General features: G+C 74.1%; 16 protein-coding genes. 7 read left to right on the plus strand and 9 right to left on the minus strand.

Annotation, left to right across the window (positions count from 1 at the left end; all coding sequences use genetic code 11):
- Positions 1-9: 9 nt before the first annotated feature.
- The 3 genes from EFL26_RS18085 to EFL26_RS18095 form a co-directional block, all read right to left on the minus strand.
- Positions 10-2,145: a sensor histidine kinase gene (locus EFL26_RS18085; protein WP_123224304.1), complete on the minus strand. Its 2,136-nt coding sequence runs from the start codon at positions 2,143-2,145 to the stop codon at positions 10-12.
- A gap of 182 nt (positions 2,146-2,327) precedes the next feature.
- On the minus strand, positions 2,328-3,170 hold the full coding sequence (locus EFL26_RS18090; RefSeq protein WP_123224305.1) for an alpha/beta fold hydrolase: 843 nt from the start codon (positions 3,168-3,170) through the stop codon (positions 2,328-2,330).
- Between the two features lie 40 nt (positions 3,171-3,210).
- On the minus strand, positions 3,211-4,662 hold the full coding sequence (locus tag EFL26_RS18095) for a nitronate monooxygenase (protein ID WP_246000259.1): 1,452 nt from the start codon (positions 4,660-4,662) through the stop codon (positions 3,211-3,213).
- A 248-nt stretch (positions 4,663-4,910) separates the two neighbouring features.
- Between EFL26_RS18095 and EFL26_RS18100 the strand changes: the two genes are divergently transcribed.
- From EFL26_RS18100 to EFL26_RS18110, 3 genes are all read left to right on the plus strand, one after another.
- The gene (locus EFL26_RS18100) at positions 4,911-5,435 is read left to right on the plus strand and encodes a DUF2231 domain-containing protein (protein ID WP_123224307.1); all 525 of its coding nucleotides are present in this window, start codon (positions 4,911-4,913) and stop codon (positions 5,433-5,435) included.
- A gap of 43 nt (positions 5,436-5,478) precedes the next feature.
- Positions 5,479-6,483 (plus strand): cation diffusion facilitator family transporter, encoded by a 1,005-nt coding sequence (locus EFL26_RS18105; protein ID WP_246000260.1) that lies wholly within the window; start codon positions 5,479-5,481, stop codon positions 6,481-6,483.
- Positions 6,484-6,562: 79 nt separating this feature from the next.
- The gene (locus tag EFL26_RS18110) at positions 6,563-7,741 is read left to right on the plus strand and encodes a VldE C-terminal domain-containing protein (protein WP_123224308.1); all 1,179 of its coding nucleotides are present in this window, start codon (positions 6,563-6,565) and stop codon (positions 7,739-7,741) included.
- A gap of 18 nt (positions 7,742-7,759) precedes the next feature.
- On the opposite strand, the gene EFL26_RS18115 is transcribed toward EFL26_RS18110, so the two are convergent.
- The gene (locus EFL26_RS18115) at positions 7,760-8,233 is read right to left on the minus strand and encodes a pyridoxamine 5'-phosphate oxidase family protein (protein ID WP_221177025.1); all 474 of its coding nucleotides are present in this window, start codon (positions 8,231-8,233) and stop codon (positions 7,760-7,762) included.
- Positions 8,234-8,288: 55 nt separating this feature from the next.
- Here EFL26_RS18115 and EFL26_RS18120 point away from each other — a divergent pair, with 55 nt between their 5' ends.
- Positions 8,289-9,002 carry a VOC family protein gene (locus tag EFL26_RS18120; protein WP_123224310.1) on the plus strand — a complete coding sequence of 238 codons (714 nt, stop codon included), beginning with the start codon at positions 8,289-8,291 and terminating at the stop codon, positions 9,000-9,002.
- A gap of 13 nt (positions 9,003-9,015) precedes the next feature.
- Positions 9,016-10,128 (plus strand): DNA glycosylase AlkZ-like family protein, encoded by a 1,113-nt coding sequence (locus EFL26_RS18125; protein WP_246000261.1) that lies wholly within the window; start codon positions 9,016-9,018, stop codon positions 10,126-10,128.
- A gap of 9 nt (positions 10,129-10,137) precedes the next feature.
- Here EFL26_RS18125 and EFL26_RS18130 read toward each other — a convergent pair whose 3' ends face one another.
- The 4 genes from EFL26_RS18130 to EFL26_RS24800 all read right to left on the minus strand — a co-directional run bounded on the left by EFL26_RS18130 (position 10,138) and on the right by EFL26_RS24800 (position 14,389).
- Positions 10,138-10,632 carry a hypothetical protein gene (locus EFL26_RS18130; protein ID WP_123224312.1) on the minus strand — a complete coding sequence of 165 codons (495 nt, stop codon included), beginning with the start codon at positions 10,630-10,632 and terminating at the stop codon, positions 10,138-10,140.
- A 10-nt stretch (positions 10,633-10,642) separates the two neighbouring features.
- Positions 10,643-11,260 carry a GyrI-like domain-containing protein gene (locus EFL26_RS18135; protein WP_123224562.1) on the minus strand — a complete coding sequence of 206 codons (618 nt, stop codon included), beginning with the start codon at positions 11,258-11,260 and terminating at the stop codon, positions 10,643-10,645.
- 101 nt (positions 11,261-11,361) lie between these two features.
- The gene (locus EFL26_RS18140) at positions 11,362-11,772 is read right to left on the minus strand and encodes a hypothetical protein (RefSeq protein WP_123224313.1); all 411 of its coding nucleotides are present in this window, start codon (positions 11,770-11,772) and stop codon (positions 11,362-11,364) included.
- Between the two features lie 277 nt (positions 11,773-12,049).
- A complete protein-coding gene (locus tag EFL26_RS24800; protein ID WP_123224314.1) occupies positions 12,050-14,389 on the minus strand; it encodes an ATP-binding protein in 2,340 nt (779 codons plus the stop codon).
- Between the two features lie 170 nt (positions 14,390-14,559).
- Here EFL26_RS24800 and EFL26_RS18150 point away from each other — a divergent pair, with 170 nt between their 5' ends.
- Both EFL26_RS18150 and EFL26_RS18155 read left to right on the plus strand, forming a co-directional pair.
- Positions 14,560-15,201: a VOC family protein gene (locus EFL26_RS18150; protein WP_123224315.1), complete on the plus strand. Its 642-nt coding sequence runs from the start codon at positions 14,560-14,562 to the stop codon at positions 15,199-15,201.
- Positions 15,201-15,671 carry a helix-turn-helix transcriptional regulator gene (locus tag EFL26_RS18155; protein WP_123224316.1) on the plus strand — a complete coding sequence of 157 codons (471 nt, stop codon included), beginning with the start codon at positions 15,201-15,203 and terminating at the stop codon, positions 15,669-15,671. Before EFL26_RS18150 ends, EFL26_RS18155 begins: the two co-directional genes overlap by 1 nt.
- On the opposite strand, the gene EFL26_RS18160 is transcribed toward EFL26_RS18155, so the two are convergent.
- The gene (locus EFL26_RS18160; RefSeq protein ID WP_123224317.1) at positions 15,668-16,483 is read right to left on the minus strand and encodes a MerR family transcriptional regulator; all 816 of its coding nucleotides are present in this window, start codon (positions 16,481-16,483) and stop codon (positions 15,668-15,670) included. The genes EFL26_RS18155 and EFL26_RS18160 overlap by 4 nt on opposite strands.
- Position 16,484: the final 1 nt, after the last annotated feature.

Here is a 16,484-nt window from a genome sequence, read left to right on the forward strand (position 1 = left end):
GAATTCGTTTCAGTCTTGTCGCGCGTCCGACCGGGCGACCTCGGGCACGTCGTCGGGCAGGGCACCTGACCACGGCGGCAGCTCGACGCAGACCCGGCTGCCGCCGGACGGGGACGGCTCGATCCAGATCCGGCCGCCGTGCCGCTCCGCGACCCGGCGGCAGATCGCCAGCCCGATCCCGGTCCCGGGCACCCCGGCGGTCCCGCTGCCGCGCTGGAACATCTCGAAGACCCGCTCGCGCTCGTCCTCGGCGAAGCCGGCGCCGTTGTCGCTCACGCGCAGGATGCAGCGGTCCTCCGCCACCTCGACGAGCGCGTCGACCACCACCTCCGGGGTGCGGTCCGCGGGCACGTACTTGATCGCGTTGCCGACCAGGTTGGCGACCAGCTGCCGGAGCTGGGCCTCGTCGCCGGCCACGACGGGCAGGCGGGCGACGCTGCACGCCGCCGGGCGGCCCGCCGAGCCGAGCTGGGCGTCCACCACGTCACGGGCCAGTGCATCCAGGTGGACCGGTCGGGGCGGGTGCGCCTCCCGGCCGATGCTCACGTAGGACAGCAGGTCGTCGATGAGCAGCACCCCGCGGTCGGCAGTCTGGCCGATCCGCTGGATCCAGTGCCGGGTCTCCTCCGGCCCCCAGTCGGAGGTCTCCAGCTCGGCCAGGACCAGATCGGACTGCATCTGGATCGTGGTCAGCGGCGAGCGCAGGTCGTGCGCGGCGATCGCGGCGAACTCCGCCAGGTCGGCGTTGAGCCGCCGCAGGTTCTGCTCGGCGCGCTTGCGCGCGGTGATGTCGCGCACGAAGGCGTGGAAGCCCGTGCCGCCCTCCTCCTGGTCGGCCCACACGGTCAGCTCCACGGGGATCCGCGCGCCGGAGCGGTTCAGGGCCTCGAGCTCGAGCTGCTGGCCCAGGATCGGCGCCTCCCCGGTGCGCAGGTAGCGGGTGAGCCCGGCCTGGTGCGCAGCGGCGTGGCTCGGCGGGATGATCAGGTTCTCCAGGAACTCCCCGACGGCCTCGTTGCGTGACCAGCCGAAGACCCCGGCGGCCGCGTCGTTCCAGTCGGTGACCCGCCCCTCGGTGTCGATCGCGATGTAGGCGTCGGCAGCGGTCGCGAGGATCTGCCGGGTACGCCGCACGCTGGCCGCCAGCTCGGCCTCGATCCGGGCACGGTCGGCGAGCACCTCCTGGGCCATCCGGAGCGCGTCCTCGGCTCCGCCGCGTCGCAGGTCGACGTCGCGCAGGTGCTCGCCCTGGAACCACACCAGGGCGGCGCCGACGTTGGCCACCACGGTCACGAAGATGGCCAGGGCGACCCGGCCGTCGTAGAGCCCGTGGCGGAGGCCGGCCACGATCACGCCGCCCGCGGCGTACGGGAGGAGCAGCGCCCAGGGCAGCACCTGGCGCATGATCACGCCGCCCGCGGTGTTGCCGACGACGACCGCGACGTAGCCGCTGCAGGGGCGCAGGAAGAGCACGCCCAGACCGGACACGACCATCGCGACCGCCGTGTGCACGGCCATCGTGTTGAACGGCCCGACGCCGTACAGGCCGCGGACGCCGTAGGTGTAGCCGACGACCGCGGTCATGCCGATCGTCGCTGCCAGGACCGCCAGGCTCTGCGCGCTGCGCACCATCCGACGGGCGCTGAGCAGCACCGCGGTGGACAGCGCGATCAGGCTCACCGCGGTCATCTGGGCCATCCGGCCCGGCACCGGGGAGAGGGGGTCGCCGGGGTCGAGCCCGAAGGGGTTGTCCGTCGGCAGCTGGAGCCCGAAGACCTGCTCGATCCCGGTGACCAGCGCCACGGCGAGCACCAGCCCGGCGAGCACGGCGCCGACCTGCAGGCCTCGGCGGTTCCCGCTGAGCTGGGCGGCGGCGGAGGCGGTGATCGCCGCGCCGAGGGCGGTCAGACAGACCGCGGTCGTGAACTTCATCGTCACCAGGTCGGGCGCGATCCGGGTCAGCGCCGGAAGCCCGAGGACCCAGCCGGCGATCACGACGATCCCGGTCGCGGAGACGAGGACTCCCGCGACGCCGGCACCACGCACCAGGAACTGCACCCGGGCGGCGCTCGGACGACTGTTGCGACCGCAGTCGGCGACGGCGCGCGTCAGCGTCACAGCGCGCTCGGCGCGCGGCTCGCTCATGTCGCCTCCGTCCGGCTCGGCGCGTTGAGGGAGCGGGGCGGAGACCGGCTCCGGCGCCGGGCTCCCACCACGCTCCCGGGACGACGTGCCTTGTGACACCAACATCGGCAGGGACCTGCCGTACCTGACCGATTCTCGACGTTCTCCCTCGGCGCGGGCAGGGGCCAAGGACCCCGATCGGGTCACCGCTCGCGCAGCCACCCCAACGCGTCGCCCGCCGCGTCGAGGACCGAGACGTGCCCGTCACCGGCCCGGATCCGCAGGTCCGCGCCCGGGATGTGCGCCGCCAGCCACCGGGCGTGCCCGCTGGGCACGACGGGGTCGGCCGCACCGTGGAGCAGCAGGGTCGGCGCCGCGATGTCGGCGGGGTCGAACCCCCACGGGGACACGAAGGCGACCTCGTCGTCGACCAGTCCCTCGAGCCCCGCACCGGCCTCGGGGCCGGTCACGGTCTCCAGCCAGCGCCACCGCCCGGCCAGGGCTCGGCGGTCGGCCGCCACCGGCTCGGTCTCGGGGGCGGGCTCGGGCGGGCCCGACCCGGCCTGCTCGTGGGCGATCCGGGCGTCCCGGCCGGCCTCGGCGGCCCGCAGCGAGGCGACGTCGGCGGGGCCCATGCCGGCGTACCAGTCGAGGCCGCGGGCGTCCCGCGGGGCGAGTCCGGAGATGCAGATCGTCGCCGTCACCCGGCCGGTCAGCAGGGCCGCGCAGGCGAGGGCGTGCGGGCCACCGCCGGAGTGGCCGGCGACGGCGAACCGGTCGAGCCCGAGCGCGTCGGCGACCGCGGCGACGTCGGCGGCCACCGAGGCGACGTCCCGGCCGGGGCGCGGCGTCGAGCCGCCGTAGCCGGGGCGGTCGTGGCCGATCCAGCGCAGGCCCACGCGCTCCGAGGCGGCCGCCCAGGGTGCGGGCGGCGTGCCGATGTTGGGGGTGCCGTGCTGCCAGAGCACGGCCAGGGCACCGCGCCCACCCGTGTCGCGCACGCGCAGCGTCCGGCCGTCGTCCAGGCGCAGGTCTCGCTCGAGCACGTGCCCATCCTGACGCGGTCGGGTGCTGCCGCCCCAGGTCTCAGCCGGCGGTGAGCCAGGCGACCACGTCGGCGCCCGACCAGCCCCGCGGGTGCGCCTCGGCCAGCTGCCGGACCCCGGCCAGGTCGGAGCCGAGGGTCACGAGGGCCGGCTCGGTGTAGCCGTCGCGCCGGGTCTGCGCGAGGCCGACGTCCGCGGTGAGCGCGTTGCACAGGCACGCGCGACCCGTCGTGTCGGCAGGGTCGCCTCCCTTGCGGACGTACATGTGCACCGGTTCCCCGGGACAGCGGTAGCCGAGGCCGCCGTCGTCGGTGCGGTACGGCGTGCGCAGGTAGCTCAGGTCGCAGAGCCGCTGGCGCGCGTCGTACACCTGCGCGTCGGCGAGCGTGCCGGGCAGCCGGGCGACCTTGAACGGGAAGCCGGTCGGGGAGGCCAGCAGGTCCGTGTGCACCTCGATGGTCCCGGCGACCGCGCGGGAGCGGAGGCCGTCGCGCAGCGCCGGCGTCAGTCCGGACTCCTCGGCCAGCGCGAACGCGGTGCCGACCTGGACGCCGGCGGCGCCGGCGGCCAGCGCCTCCGCGAGTCGCGCCGGGCTGCCGTGGCTGCCGGCCAGCCAGAACGGCAGGCCCAGGGCGGCGAGCTTCTCCAGGTCGACCTCGTCGCGCGGCCCGTAGACGGGCTCGCCGTGCTCGTCGACCTCGATCCGCCCACGGGGCGGGGCGTTGTGGCCGCCGGCCCGGGGTCCCTCGACGACGAAGCCGTCCGGGCGGGTCGCCCCGTCACGGGCCAGGTAGGCCGCGAGCACCGTGGCCGAGACGATGGCCAGGAAGCTCGGGCGCCGCAGCGTGGGCAGCGCGTCCCCGAGCAGGGCGCGCGGGTCCACCTCGACCCGGTGCGGGTGGTCGGCGCCGTGCACGTCGACGCCCACGCCACCGGGACGGCCCGCGGCGAGGTCGGTGAGCAGCCCGGGGATCTCGCGGGGCACGCCCGCGCCCATGAGGACCGCGTCGACACCGGCCAGCATCGCCCCCAAGGCTGCGGCCGGCGTGGCCATCTGCACCTTCTCGAGGAAGTTCACGCCGACCCTGCCGTCGTGGCCCTCGCGTGCCAGCCAGACCTCGACGAAGTTCCCCACCACGGCGAGCTCCTGCTGCTCGGGGGTCTGGCGCAGCGTGAGCTTCGGGACCGGCCGGTACGGGCGCAGGGTCCCCTCGGCGGTGAGCGGTCGCCCCTCCGGCTGGAAGTAGTGGTCCAGCACCCGGCCCGCCATGGCCCGGTCGGGGAAGGCCGCGAGCGCCCGGCGGGCGTGGCCGTCCGGGTCGCCGTCCTGGAGACGCCGGGCGAGGACGAGGTCCAGGGCCGTGCCCGACACGACGCCCAGCCCGCCGGCTCGGGAGACCGACCGTGCCAGCTGCCACGAGGACACTCCGACGCCCATGCCTCCCTGGATCACCGCGGGCAGCCGATCCGCTGCCGGCCTCGGATTCGCCACGATCTCCGCCCTCCTGTGCACCACCACTACCTACGGTTCCGTAGGTTCGCACGGCGGACGCACGGGTCACAGGGACCTAAGACCCCTCTTCGCCGGGACGCGTCCGAACCAGCAGACAGGGTGCGGGAACCCGCGCGGCACTGAAGCCGGGCGCGCCGCCCGGCTGCTCGGTTATCGCGGTCGCCGAGCGGGTACGGCGAGTCAGCGGGTGCCGCCCCGGCTGCCCGCAGGCACGGAAGGACTGCGTCATGGAGAGCAAGGCCAAGGCACTGGGCCACCCGGTCCACCAGATGCTGATCGTGTTCCCGCTCGGGCTGCTGGCCACGGCGGTGGTCTTCGACATCCTCCGGCTGATCACCGGCAACGCCGACTTCTCGGTGGCCTCGGCGTACGCCATCGCCGCCGGGGTGATCGGCGGCCTGGTCGCCGCGACGTTCGGGCTCATCGACTGGCTCGCGATCCCCACCGGCACGCGGGCCAAGCGGGTCGGGCTGTGGCACGGAGCCGGCAACGCCGTGGTCGTGGTGCTCTTCGCGCTGAGCTGGCTGCTCCGGGCCGCCGCGGACCAGTGGCATCCGAACGCACTCGCGCTGATCCTGGGCTTCGCCGGCGCCGCGATCGCCGGGGTCACCGGGTGGCTGGGTGGCGAGCTCGTCGACCGGCTCGGCGTGGGCGTGCACGCAGGCGCCGACCTGGACGCCCCGAGCTCGCTGGGCTGGCAGAAGCACGAGCGCCGGACCTGGCACACGCCGCACTTCCGTCCCAGCGCGTGAGCCGGCCCCCTTCGACCGTGCCCGCGGTCCGACCCGCGAGCCCGTGAACGAACCGACCGAGCAGGGCGAGGGCACCGCTCCCGGCGCGGAGCGGAGCGCCGAGGCCGGCCTGCTCACCGTGCTCGTCGCCCTGGCGGCGAACGCGCTGGTCGCGACCGCCAAGACGGTGGCCGCGGTGCTCACCGGGTCGGCCTCGATGGTCGCCGAGTCGGCCCACTCGTGGGCCGACACCGGCAACGAGGTGTTCCTGCTGCTCGCCGAGCGCCGAGGCGGCCGCCCGGCCGACCCCGGCCACCCGCGCGGCCACGGCCGGGAGACCTATGTCTGGACGATGTTCGCGGCCGTGGGGCTGCTCGTGGCGGGAAGCGCGCTGTCGGTGTGGCACGGCATCACCGAGCTCCTCGACGGGCACGCGAGCGGCCACTTCGCGGTGAGCTGGGTGGTGCTCGGCGCCGCGTTCGTCTTCGAGAGCGTCTCGTTCACCCAGGCCGCCCGCCAGGCCCGCGGGCGCGGACGGCACTTCGGGATGCGCCCGCTGCGGTTCGTGATGGCCACCTCGGACGCCACGCTGCGCGCGGTGTTCCTCGAGGACCTCGCCGCGCTGGCCGGGCTCGTCCTGGCCGCGCTCGGCATCGGCCTGCACCAGGCCACCGGAGACCCCGCCTGGGACGCGCTCGGCTCGGTGGCCGTCGGGCTGCTGCTCGGGGCGGTCGCGATCGTGCTGATCGTGCGCAACCACGACTTCCTGGTGGGTCAGACCGTCCCACCCGGACTGTGGGACGAGACCCTCGCCCTCCTGCTGGGGCACGACGAGATCGACCGGGTCACCTACCTGCACATCGAGTACGTCGGCCCGATGCGGTTCTTCGTCGTGGCCGCCGTCGACCTCGTCGGCGACGAGCAGGAGTCCGCGGTCGCCGTCCGGCTGCGCCGGATCGAGACCGACATCGAGCGTCACGAGCCGGTGGTCGACGCGGTGCTGACCCTGTCCACGCCCGACGAGGCGAGCCTGGCCCTGCATGCCGAGCGCGTGCGGCCCTCCCGTTAATTCGGACATTTCCTACTATTTCCGGCGGATTCGTTCGATGATGGAGCCGACCTGACTCCGCTCGTCTGGACGGCTCCCCGTGTCGAAGCTCCTGCTCCGCTCCCCGTCGGCCTCTGCCCGCGCCGCTGCGCTGCGTCCCGCAACCTGGGCCCCGGTCACGCTCGCCGGCCTGCTGCTGCTCGCGCTCGTGGCGGGGCTGACCGTCCAGCTGTCCCCGCGGGCGGGCGCGATCGGGATCTCGACGACCGTCGACGCGCCGGCGCCCTACGAGGGCCAGACCACCTGCACCACGGCGCCCCGCCCGGGCACCGTCGCCCTGGCGGCCTGGCTGATGAAGACCTACCCGGTGACCGGGTCGCTGGGGATGATGCGCGCCTGCAGCGTCGGCGGCCGCAGCGAGCACAAGGACGGGCGCGCCTTCGACTGGAAGGCCGACGTCGCGAAGAAGCGGACCCGCCGGGCGGCGTACGACTTCATCACCAAGGCGCTGGCCACCGACGACCAGGGCAACGCCCACGCCCTCGCGCGCCGGATGGGCATCATGTACATCATCTACAACGACACGATCTGGTCGTCGTACTACGACTTCAAGCCGCGCCCGTACCTCCACGCCGGCTGCAAGAAGCGCCGGAAGTGCTCGCGCACGCTGCGGCACCTCGACCACGTGCACATCTCGCTCGGGTACGCCGGGGCGGCGGCCCAGACCTCGTGGTACCGCGAGCGCGGCGTCGCCTCCGAGCCGGTGCTGCACCCGGGCACCGACGAGCTGGACGCCAACGAGACCGCGGTGACGGCGCTGACCGTGCCGGCGAACGGCACCACGACCACGTCGCCCTTCGAGCTCCGCGCCGGGGTGACCTACCGGCTGGTCGTCACCGGGACGGCCCAGTTCGACCCCACCGGCCAGGGCGACGCGAACTGCACCACGGCCCCCGACGGCACGGCGGCACCGACCGGCCGTGGCCCGCTGACCCCGTCGCTGCCGATCTTCGGCACGGGCGTGTGGGGCGAGGGCAGCCGGCACACCCCGAGCCCGTACGCCGCTCCGACGGTCGACACCCACGGGGTGCTGGTCAACGGTGCGCTGCGCTGGGAGGGCGGCTGCCAGGCGGACCACGCCTACGAGACCTGGCTCCGCCCGGACACCAAGCAGCCGCTGCAGCTCCAGTACGCCGACGCGGTGCCCGGCGACGACACCGGGTCGTTCACCGTCTACGTCGCGCGCGACGACATCCTGCGGTCCTCGCTCGTCGGATGAGCCGGACGGCGCCGGCGCTCAGTCGACCAGCCAGCGCCCGTCGCGCATGAGCGCGCGCCCGGGGATCTCGTCGGCCTCGCGCCACGCCTGGATCCGACGCGGGCGGAGCACGAAGAACACGTAGCCCGAGGCGGCCCGCGGGTCCCAGTCGGCCTGGCGCAGGTACTGGCGGACCAGGTCGTCCGGCGCCTCCGCGACGTCGTGCTCCTCCTCGGCGACCGCCTCGATCATCACCACGTCGCGGGTCGGGCCGACGGCGAGGCGTGCGGCCGGCTGCGCCCGCAGGTCGCGGGCCGTCCGCGACCGCGCCTGGATCGCGATCGCTGCCCGGTCGTCGTCCAGCCAGGCGAGGCTGACCGGGACGAGGTGCGGCCAGGGCGTCGCGTCCTCGACCGACGCTGTGGCCACCCACACGTCGATGGCGTCGCGCCGCAGCAGGTCGAGGCTGTCGGCCTTGCGCTGAGGACCACTCCGCGGCTGAGGTGTGCTCACGAGATCTCCTCCGTGCGTCCTTGGGGCTGTCGGTGTCGGGATGCAGGATGTCGCCATGACTGTGACAGGACGACTCGGCGCCGTCATCTTCGACGCTCCCGACATCGACGCACTCGCCGACTTCTACGCCGAGCTCACCGGCTGGGAGGTCGACCGACGCGAGCCCGACTGGGTCACGCTCCACACCGACGCCGGCCAGGAGCTGGCCTTCCAGCTCGCGCCCGACCACGTGCCACCGCAGTGGCCGTCCCCCGACCACCCGCAGCAGGCCCACCTCGACCTGCTCGTCGAGGGTCGGGAGGCCGCGGCGGAGCGTGCCGTCGGGCTGGGTGCGACCCGGCTGGCCGAGGGCGCCAGCTGGATCACCCTGGCCGACCCGGCCGGCCACCCGTTCGACGTCTGCGAGAAGGAGGGGGTCGGCCCCGGCATGCAGCTCTACGCCACCACGTTCGACACGGCCGACGCCTCCGGCCTCGCCCGGTTCTATGCCGGCCTGCTCGGCATGGAGGTGGCCTACGACGGACCCGAGGGCGCGCTCGTCGCCGGCGGCGGCCACAGCCTCATGTTCCAGCAGGTCGAGGACCACCGACCGCCGGCCTGGCCCGACCCCGCCCGGCCGCAACAGGCCCACCTGGACATCTTCGTCGACGACCTCGACGACTCCGAGGCCCTGGCGACCGAGCTCGGCGCGACCCGGCTGCCGGCCGGCGACGAGAAATTCCGGGTGTTCGCCGACCCGTCCGGTCACCCGTTCTGCCTGTGCCTGTGAGGGGTCCGGGCCTGTGACGGGACCGGGATCGAAGGTGCTCCGGCTGACCCGGGCCCAGGCGCGCCGGATCGCGGTGCGGGCGCAGCTGCTCGAGGCCGAGCGGCCGACCGACCTGGTCGCGACGGTCCGGCACCTCACCCTGCTCCAGCTCGACCCGACCGCGGCGATCGCACCCAGCGCCGACCTGGTCGCCTGGAGCCGGCTCGGGTCGACGTACCGGCCCGCGCAGCTGCGCGGCGCGCTGGAGGTGGACCGCACGCTCTTCGAGCACAACGCCCTGGTGCGGCCGATGTCCGACGTCGGCCTCTACCTCGCGGGGGCGGCCGACTGGCCGCCGTGGGAGAAGGCCCGCCGGTGGCTCGCCGACAACGACCGGTTCCGGCACGACGTGCTCGACCGGCTCGGCGAGGCCGGGCCCCTCACGTCCCGCGAGATCCCCGACACCGCGGCGGTCCCGTGGTCCTCCACGGGCTGGACCCACCAGCGCAACGTCACCCAGATGCTGGAGTTCCTGATGATGCGCGGCGAGGTCGCGGTCTCCGGCAGGGTCGGTCGCGAGCGGGTCTGGGACCTCGCTGCCCGGGTCTACCCACCCGGCGTCGAGGTGCCGTCCGTGGATGCCGCCGAGCGGGTCAAGAACGAGCGGCGGCTGCGGTCCCTCGGCATCGCACGGGCGACCGGCACCGCCACCCCGGTGGAGCCGTCGATCGTCGGAGACGTCGGCGAGCGCGCCGTCGTGGAGGGCGTCCCGGGCGAATGGCGGGTCGACCCGGGTGCCCTCGAGACCGTCGACGAGGAGCTCGCCGGGCGCACGGCCCTGCTCTCCCCGTTCGACCGGCTCGTGCACAACCGCACCCGTGCGCTCGAGCTCTTCGACTTCGACTACACCCTGGAGATGTACAAGCCCGCGGCGAAGCGGCGCTGGGGCTACTACGCGCTGCCCGTGCTGCACCACGACCGGCTCGTGGGCAAGGTCGACGCGCGCGCCGACGCGAAGGCCGGGGTGCTCCGGGTCGACGCCGTGCACGAGGACGTCCCCGTCGGCGCGGCGGTGCGGCGGGCGATCCACGCCGAGATCGAGGACCTCGCCGCCTGGCTGGGCCTCGACCGGGTCGACCTCGCGTGAGACCCGCCGCTACGCCGGTTCGCGCCGGCCGTCCCGCTGGCCCTCCCGCTGGGCGTCGACGCGGACGCCCTGGAGCCAGCGGCGGGTCAGCCGCCGGTGCGCACCCGACCCGATCACGAGCGCCCGGTAGCCGCGGCCGCGCAGCCCGGGGAAGCGCGCCTCGGTGCGGGCCACCAGCACGACGTCGCGCTCGCGTGGCTCGAGGCTGAACGTCAGCCGGTAGACGGAGAACCGGTGCCGCCCGGCCAGCACGAGCTCGCGGCCCGGCAGCGCCGCGTGCACGCCGAAACCGGGCACCGCCGAGTCCGCGACCAGCGGGTCGCCGTGCGCCCGGGCAGGCTCGGCGCCGAGCAGGCGGGCGCCGGTGCGGGCGATCGCTCCGTGCGGCAGCGACCGGCCGAGCGCCTGCCAGACCGCGTCCGCGTCGGCATGCACGAGCACGCGGTGCTCGTCGACGAACGACAGCGCACCGGTCGAGGTGTCCCGCGGCGAGGGCCGGTCCATGGGACCGACGCTAGCGGGTTGCTCCGGCGGCGTACGGCTGGCGGATGATCGTGCGCAGCCGCTCCGGCGCAGCCCGGCGCGGGTCTCCGAGGTAGATCTCGTGGTGCTTCCCCCGCAGCGTGAAGCCGTGGTCGCGGATGAAGTCGTGCAGCGTCGCGATCGTGGGGCCCTCGGCGGCGTACGGGCCGACGTGGAGCACCTGCGCCGCGGGGCCCTCCTCGAAGACCTCGAGCCGCAGCTGCCGGGCCGCGGTGAGCGACTTCTTCGTCGCGACCTGGTCCACGCACCGCTCGACCGTCTCGGGCGTCACGCTGTCGGGCTGGCGGATCATCATGGTCCAGTCCCAGTCCGACTTCTGCCCGGCGAGGAAGGCGCCCGGATCAGCCGCCCACCACAGCCCCTCGAGCGGCGCGACCCTGAAGTCCTCGCCGCCTGCCTTCTTGATCGCGAACTTCGCGGTGAAGGACACCGCGTACAGCGCCCCGAGGGCGTCGGCGTACGCGGGGTTCGTGTTCGGGTCACCGTGCCCGTCGATGCACAGGAACGACAGGGCGGGCACCACGACGAGCTCGGGGCTCGTCCGGGCCCGGTAGAGCCGCTCGACGGGCGTGAGCACCACGCTGGTCATCATCCTCACCTCCGGCTTCAGCATGGAGCGGGCCGGTGGCGACGGCCAGAGGCGGACGTCCCTGGGGGCGGGTCCAGGAACGTCCGCCTCGGCCTGGTCCCTCAGGGCTCGTCGCGCCGCCGGCGCGTGAGCCTTCGGGCCAGGATGGCGGACCCGCTGCAGCCAGGGGTAGCTGCGCCGGGTCCGCCGGCCAGGGGGGCGAAATTGACGACGAGCACCGGTGTGCGGGCGCCCTGCTCGTGCTTGCTCAGGATCAGCTGCTCGTCCGCGGTGAGGTGGCGGAGGTCGGGGATGAGGAGCCCGCGCACGTTCTCGTCGCGCTCCAGCTCCTCGATCAGCGCGTGGAACGCGCCCGGGGCCTCGCCGCGGTCGACGAAGACGGTGCCGAGGCTGAACTCCTCGCGCGTCACGAAGTCCTCCAGCTGCACCTCCAGGCGGCGGATCTCCGCAGGCGTCGAGGCCAGGTGGGCCCGGATGTACCCGAGGAGAAGCGGGCGCGGGCGGTGGGACATGGAGTCTCCTCGAAGGAGGACCAGGCGGCGCCCGGTCCGGCTCGCCGACCGTCGAGGAGTCTGGCGTCCGCCCGCTCCGCCCGGCACCGCGGTGAAGCGGGGGGTGGCGATCGGCTGGACGGACATTGAGCACCTCGGGTCGGGAGACAGCGTGTGCCTCCACGGTGCCCCGCGGTGGGCACCCGCTGCATCAGTAGGGCTACCGGAGGTAGTACGTAGTTTCGGCCTACGTACGTCGGACGCCCGTAGTCAGGAACCCGTGGTCAGCCGTCCGGGGTCACCTGCCGTGGTGCTCGGCCACCCAGCTCGCCACCAGCGCGCGGGACGTGAGCCCGAGCTTGCCGAGGATGTGGTCGACGTGGGTCTCGGCGGTGCGCAGCGAGATCACCAGACGGTCGGCGATCTCGCGGTTCGAGAGCCCCTCGGCGAGCAGCATGGCGACCTCGCGCTCCCTGCGGGTCAGGCTTCCGGCTCCCGTCGCGGACGCCTGTGGCGCGGCAGCCGCCTCGGCCTTCTCGGCCGCGCCACCCTCACCCAGGGCCAGCGCGACCGCCTGGTCGAACGAGTACGACGCCCCCTCCGCGAAGGCCTGGTCGAAGGCCGCCTCGCCGAGCGCCTCGCGAACGGCGTCCTCGGCCCTGGTGTCGAACATGCCGTAGGCGTTGGTCTCGTCCACCTTCGCGCCGCTGGTCCGCCAGGCCGCCTGGGAGGCGCCGAGCAACCGGGCCGCCCCGACGTCGGGTGAGGCGAACGCCGCGCACCACGACAGTGCCTGGATGCCGAAGCTGATCCCGGTCAGGTCCTGCATCGGCAGGAAGAGCCGGACCGACTCGCGCAGCGACGCGGTCGCCGCCCGCAGGTCGCCGCCGCGCCACTGCGCAACGCCCAGGCTCCAGAGGCCGTAGGCCTTGGAGGACAGCGCGCCGTGGCGGTCGGCGAGCTCGTAGGCCTGCCGGGCGAAGTCATCGATCCGCGGGTCCTCCGTGAACAGTGCCGCCGCGGTGAGCAGGATCAGTGTGTCGAACTCGCCGAGCCCGTCCCCGATCGCCCGGAACTCGGCGCACGCCTGCTCCAGCAGGGCGACGGCGCCGGGCAGGTCGCCCTGGTACAGGGTGGCGTGGCCGCGGCACTCCTTGATCCGGGCGTCGAGCAGCGGGTCGTCGAGGCCGGCGGCGATCTCTTCGCACTCCGCGATCATGGCGGCCTCCCGGTCGAACTCCGTGGCGAACATGGCCAGGTAGCTGGCCGCCCAGAGCGCGCGGGCCCGCGCGTGCGTCTGCGCCGGAGCCAGCTCGAGGGCACGGAGCAGGAACCGGTAGCCCTCCCGCAGGAACCCTGCGAACCAGAAGTTCCAGATCGGCGCGGCGATGTCGAAGGCGTACGCCGCGGAGCCCGGGTGCTCCAGGCAGAAGTCCAGCGAGGCACGCAGGTTGCCGTGCTCGCGGCGCAGCCGGATGAACCAGTCCCCCTGCTCCGGGCCGAACGACTCCGCCTCGTACCGGGCGGCCAGCGCCCGGTAGTGGTCGCGGTGCCGGTTGCGCAGCCGCAGCACCTCCTCGGGGCCTTCGAGCTGCGCGGAGCCGTACTGCCGCACGGTCTCGAGCATCTGGTACCACGCGGTGGTGTGCTCGGTCGCCTGGTGCCGGATCACCACCGACTTGTTGACCAGGCTCGCGATCACGTTGAGCACCTCGTCGCGCGCGATCCCGTCGCCGTCGCAGACCTGCTCGGCCCCCTCGAGGTCGAAGCCGGCGGAGAACACCGACAGGCGGGCCCACATCAGCTGCTCCGCCGGGGAGCACAGGTCGTAGCTCCAGCCGACGGTCGCGTCCAGGGCCTGCTGGCGTGCGGGGCCGGCCCGTCGCCCGCTGCTCAGCAGCCGGAACCGGTCGGCGAGGCGGTCGAGGATCTGGGCCGGGGAGAGGGTCCGGAGCCAGACCGCCGACAGCTCGATCGCCAGTGGGATGCCGTCGAGCCGTCGGCACAGCTCGACCACCGCGGCCCGGTTCGCGTCGGTGATCGCGAAGTCGGGCGACACCGCCGACGCGCGGTCGAGGAACAGCTGCACCGCCTCGTAGTGGCTGGCGTCGCCGGCGCGCACCTCCTCGTCGGGTGTCGACAGCGGAGGCACCGCCAGGATCTGCTCACCCTCGACGCCGAGCACGTGCCGGCTCGTCGCCAGGATGGTCAGCCCCGGAGCGGCCGCGAGCAGCTTGCTCGAGAGGATCGCGCAGGCGTCGCTCAGGTGCTCGCAGTTGTCCAGCACCAGCAGCAGCTCGAGGTCCTCCAGGTACGTCGCCAGGTCGGCCGCCGGGTTCGCCGAGACCTGGCGGAGCTCGAGGGTGTTCGCGACCGTGTGCGGCAGCAGCTGGGGGTCGTGCAGCGAGGTGAGGTCGACGAACCACACGCCGTCGGCGAACGTGCGCCGCAGCTCCGTGGCGACCTTCATCGCCAGCCGGGTCTTCCCGACCCCGCCGAACCCGGTGAGCGTGAGCATCCGGCCCTGCGCCAGCAGCCGGCGGGTCTCGGCCAGCTCGCGGCGGCGGCCGACGAAGCTCGTGAGCTCGGCGGGCAGCACGCCGCGCCCCGCCCGCACCGGTTTCGTGGTCGTCGTCATCGCGCACCCCTTGCCGTCTCCGCGAGACAGCCCAGGGTCGCCGCCTCCCCACGAGGTGGAGGCCCTGACGTCTCAGTGTAGGACCGGCGACGGACGCGGTGGCGACCTTCGGGACAGCCGGTCAGGAATCGAGAAGCACCGGCCCCGGCGGCGTCCGTAGCGTCGCTGCCATGAACTCACTCACGTCACTGGTCCTCGAGGTCGACGACCTCGCCGCCGCCGAGCGCTTCTACGCCGACGCCTTCGACCTCGGTGGCTCCCTGGACCTCCGCGCATCGAAGGCACCCACGTCCGGGTTCCGAGGCTTCACGCTCTCGCTCCTGGTCTCCCAGCCCGCCGACGTCCGCCGGCTCGTCGACGCCGCAGCCGCGGCCGGTGCCACCGTGCTCAAGCCGGCCACGAAGTCGCTGTGGGGGCACGGCGGCGTCGTGCAGGCCCCCGACGGGACCATCTGGAAGGTCGCGACGTCGGCCCGGAAGGACACCGGTCCGGCCACCGGCCGAATCGAGTCGGTGGTGCTGCTCCTCGGAGTGGCCGACGTGGCTGCGACCAAGCGGTTCCACCTCGACCACGGCTTCGCCGTCGGGAAGAGCTTCGGCAGCCGGTACGTCGAGTTCGAAGCCGCCCCGGGCACGCCCACGCTCGCGCTCTACCGGCGTCGCGCCCTCGCCAAGGACGCCGGCGTGGCGCCGGACGGGTCCGGCTCGCACCGGCTGGTGATCCGTGCCGAGAGCACGACGGCGCCGTTCGCCGACCCGGACGGGTTCACCTGGGAGCCGGCCGCCCACGAGGTCGCCGACGGGGCCGCCTGATGTGCCGTCCCTCGTGGGGCCGCGCCCTGGCCGACGCCCACCGCCTGGACGACCTGGCCCGGCTGCGCCGGGTGCGCGACCGGATCGACCGCGAGTACGCCCAGCCGCTGGACGTCGAGGCACTGGCGCGCGGCGTCCACGTCTCCGCCGGGCACCTGAGCCGCCAGTTCCGCCTCGCGTACGGCGAGTCGCCGTACTCCTACCTGATGACCCGCCGGATCGAGCGCGCCATGGCCCTGCTGCGCCGCGGCGACCTGTCGGTCACCGACGTCTGCTTCACCGTCGGCTGCTCCTCGCTCGGCACGTTCAGCACCCGCTTCACCGAGCTGGTCGGCATGCCCCCCAGCGCCTACCGGAGATCGGTGGTGCCGAGCGCGCCGGAGCCACCGGCGTGCGTGGTGCGGCAGGTGACCCGACCGCTGCGGGGCCGGGCAGCAGCGGCCGAGCTGCGCGTCGGGGTACCGGCCTAGCTGCCTGCCTCGCTGCCCGCTCGGGCGCGCCGCTCGACCCGCTCCATCTTCACCAGGCCGCTCCACCCGCGCTCGACCATCAGCTCCAGCAGCCGGTCACGCAGCCGCACCATCCGCGGGCCGGCGGTCAGCACCAGGGTGTCCAGCAAGTCGGCGAAGGAGCCGTCCGGCAGGGCGTCGTCCTGCCGGTCGAGCTCGCCCCGGGCGGCCGCCTGCTCGGCCATCTCGACCACGAGGTCGGCGGTCTCCTCGAGCCGGGCCTCGCTCTCGTCCTCGCCGCTGATCAGGTCGCCGAGCAGCCGGAACAGCCGCACCATCAGCGGGTCGTCGAGCTGGCCCTGCTTGTCGACCATGAACTCCTCGATGCGCTCGGGCATCTGCGCGGCGATGAGGATCCAGGCGTCCCGCTCCATCTGCACCATCAGCTCGTGGACGCCCATCGCGCGCATCCGGTCGAGGTAGGCGGTCACCGACTCAGGCAGGGCGAGGCTGTCGCCCGCGGCGAGGCGGGCGATCCGGCGCCGGTGCTCCTGGAGCTGGCGGATCTCGGCGCGCAGCCGCTGGTCGATGTCGGCCACCGCCCGGGTGAACCCCTCCTCGTCCGCCGCGAGGAGCTCCTGCACCCGCGCGAGCGGCACCCCCGCCTCGGCGAGGGTCCTGATCCGGATCAGCCGGACGACGTCGGGGCCGGTGTAGCTGCGGTAGCCGGCGGCGTCACGCTCCGGCTCGGGCAGCAACCCGATCTGGTGGTAGTGCCGCACGGCACGGGTCGTGACGCCGGCGTACGCCGCCAGCTGGCCGATCGTCAGCACG

The sequence above is a fragment of the Nocardioides pocheonensis genome (assembly GCF_003725535.1).
GTDB lineage: Bacteria > Actinomycetota > Actinomycetes > Propionibacteriales > Nocardioidaceae > Marmoricola > Marmoricola pocheonensis.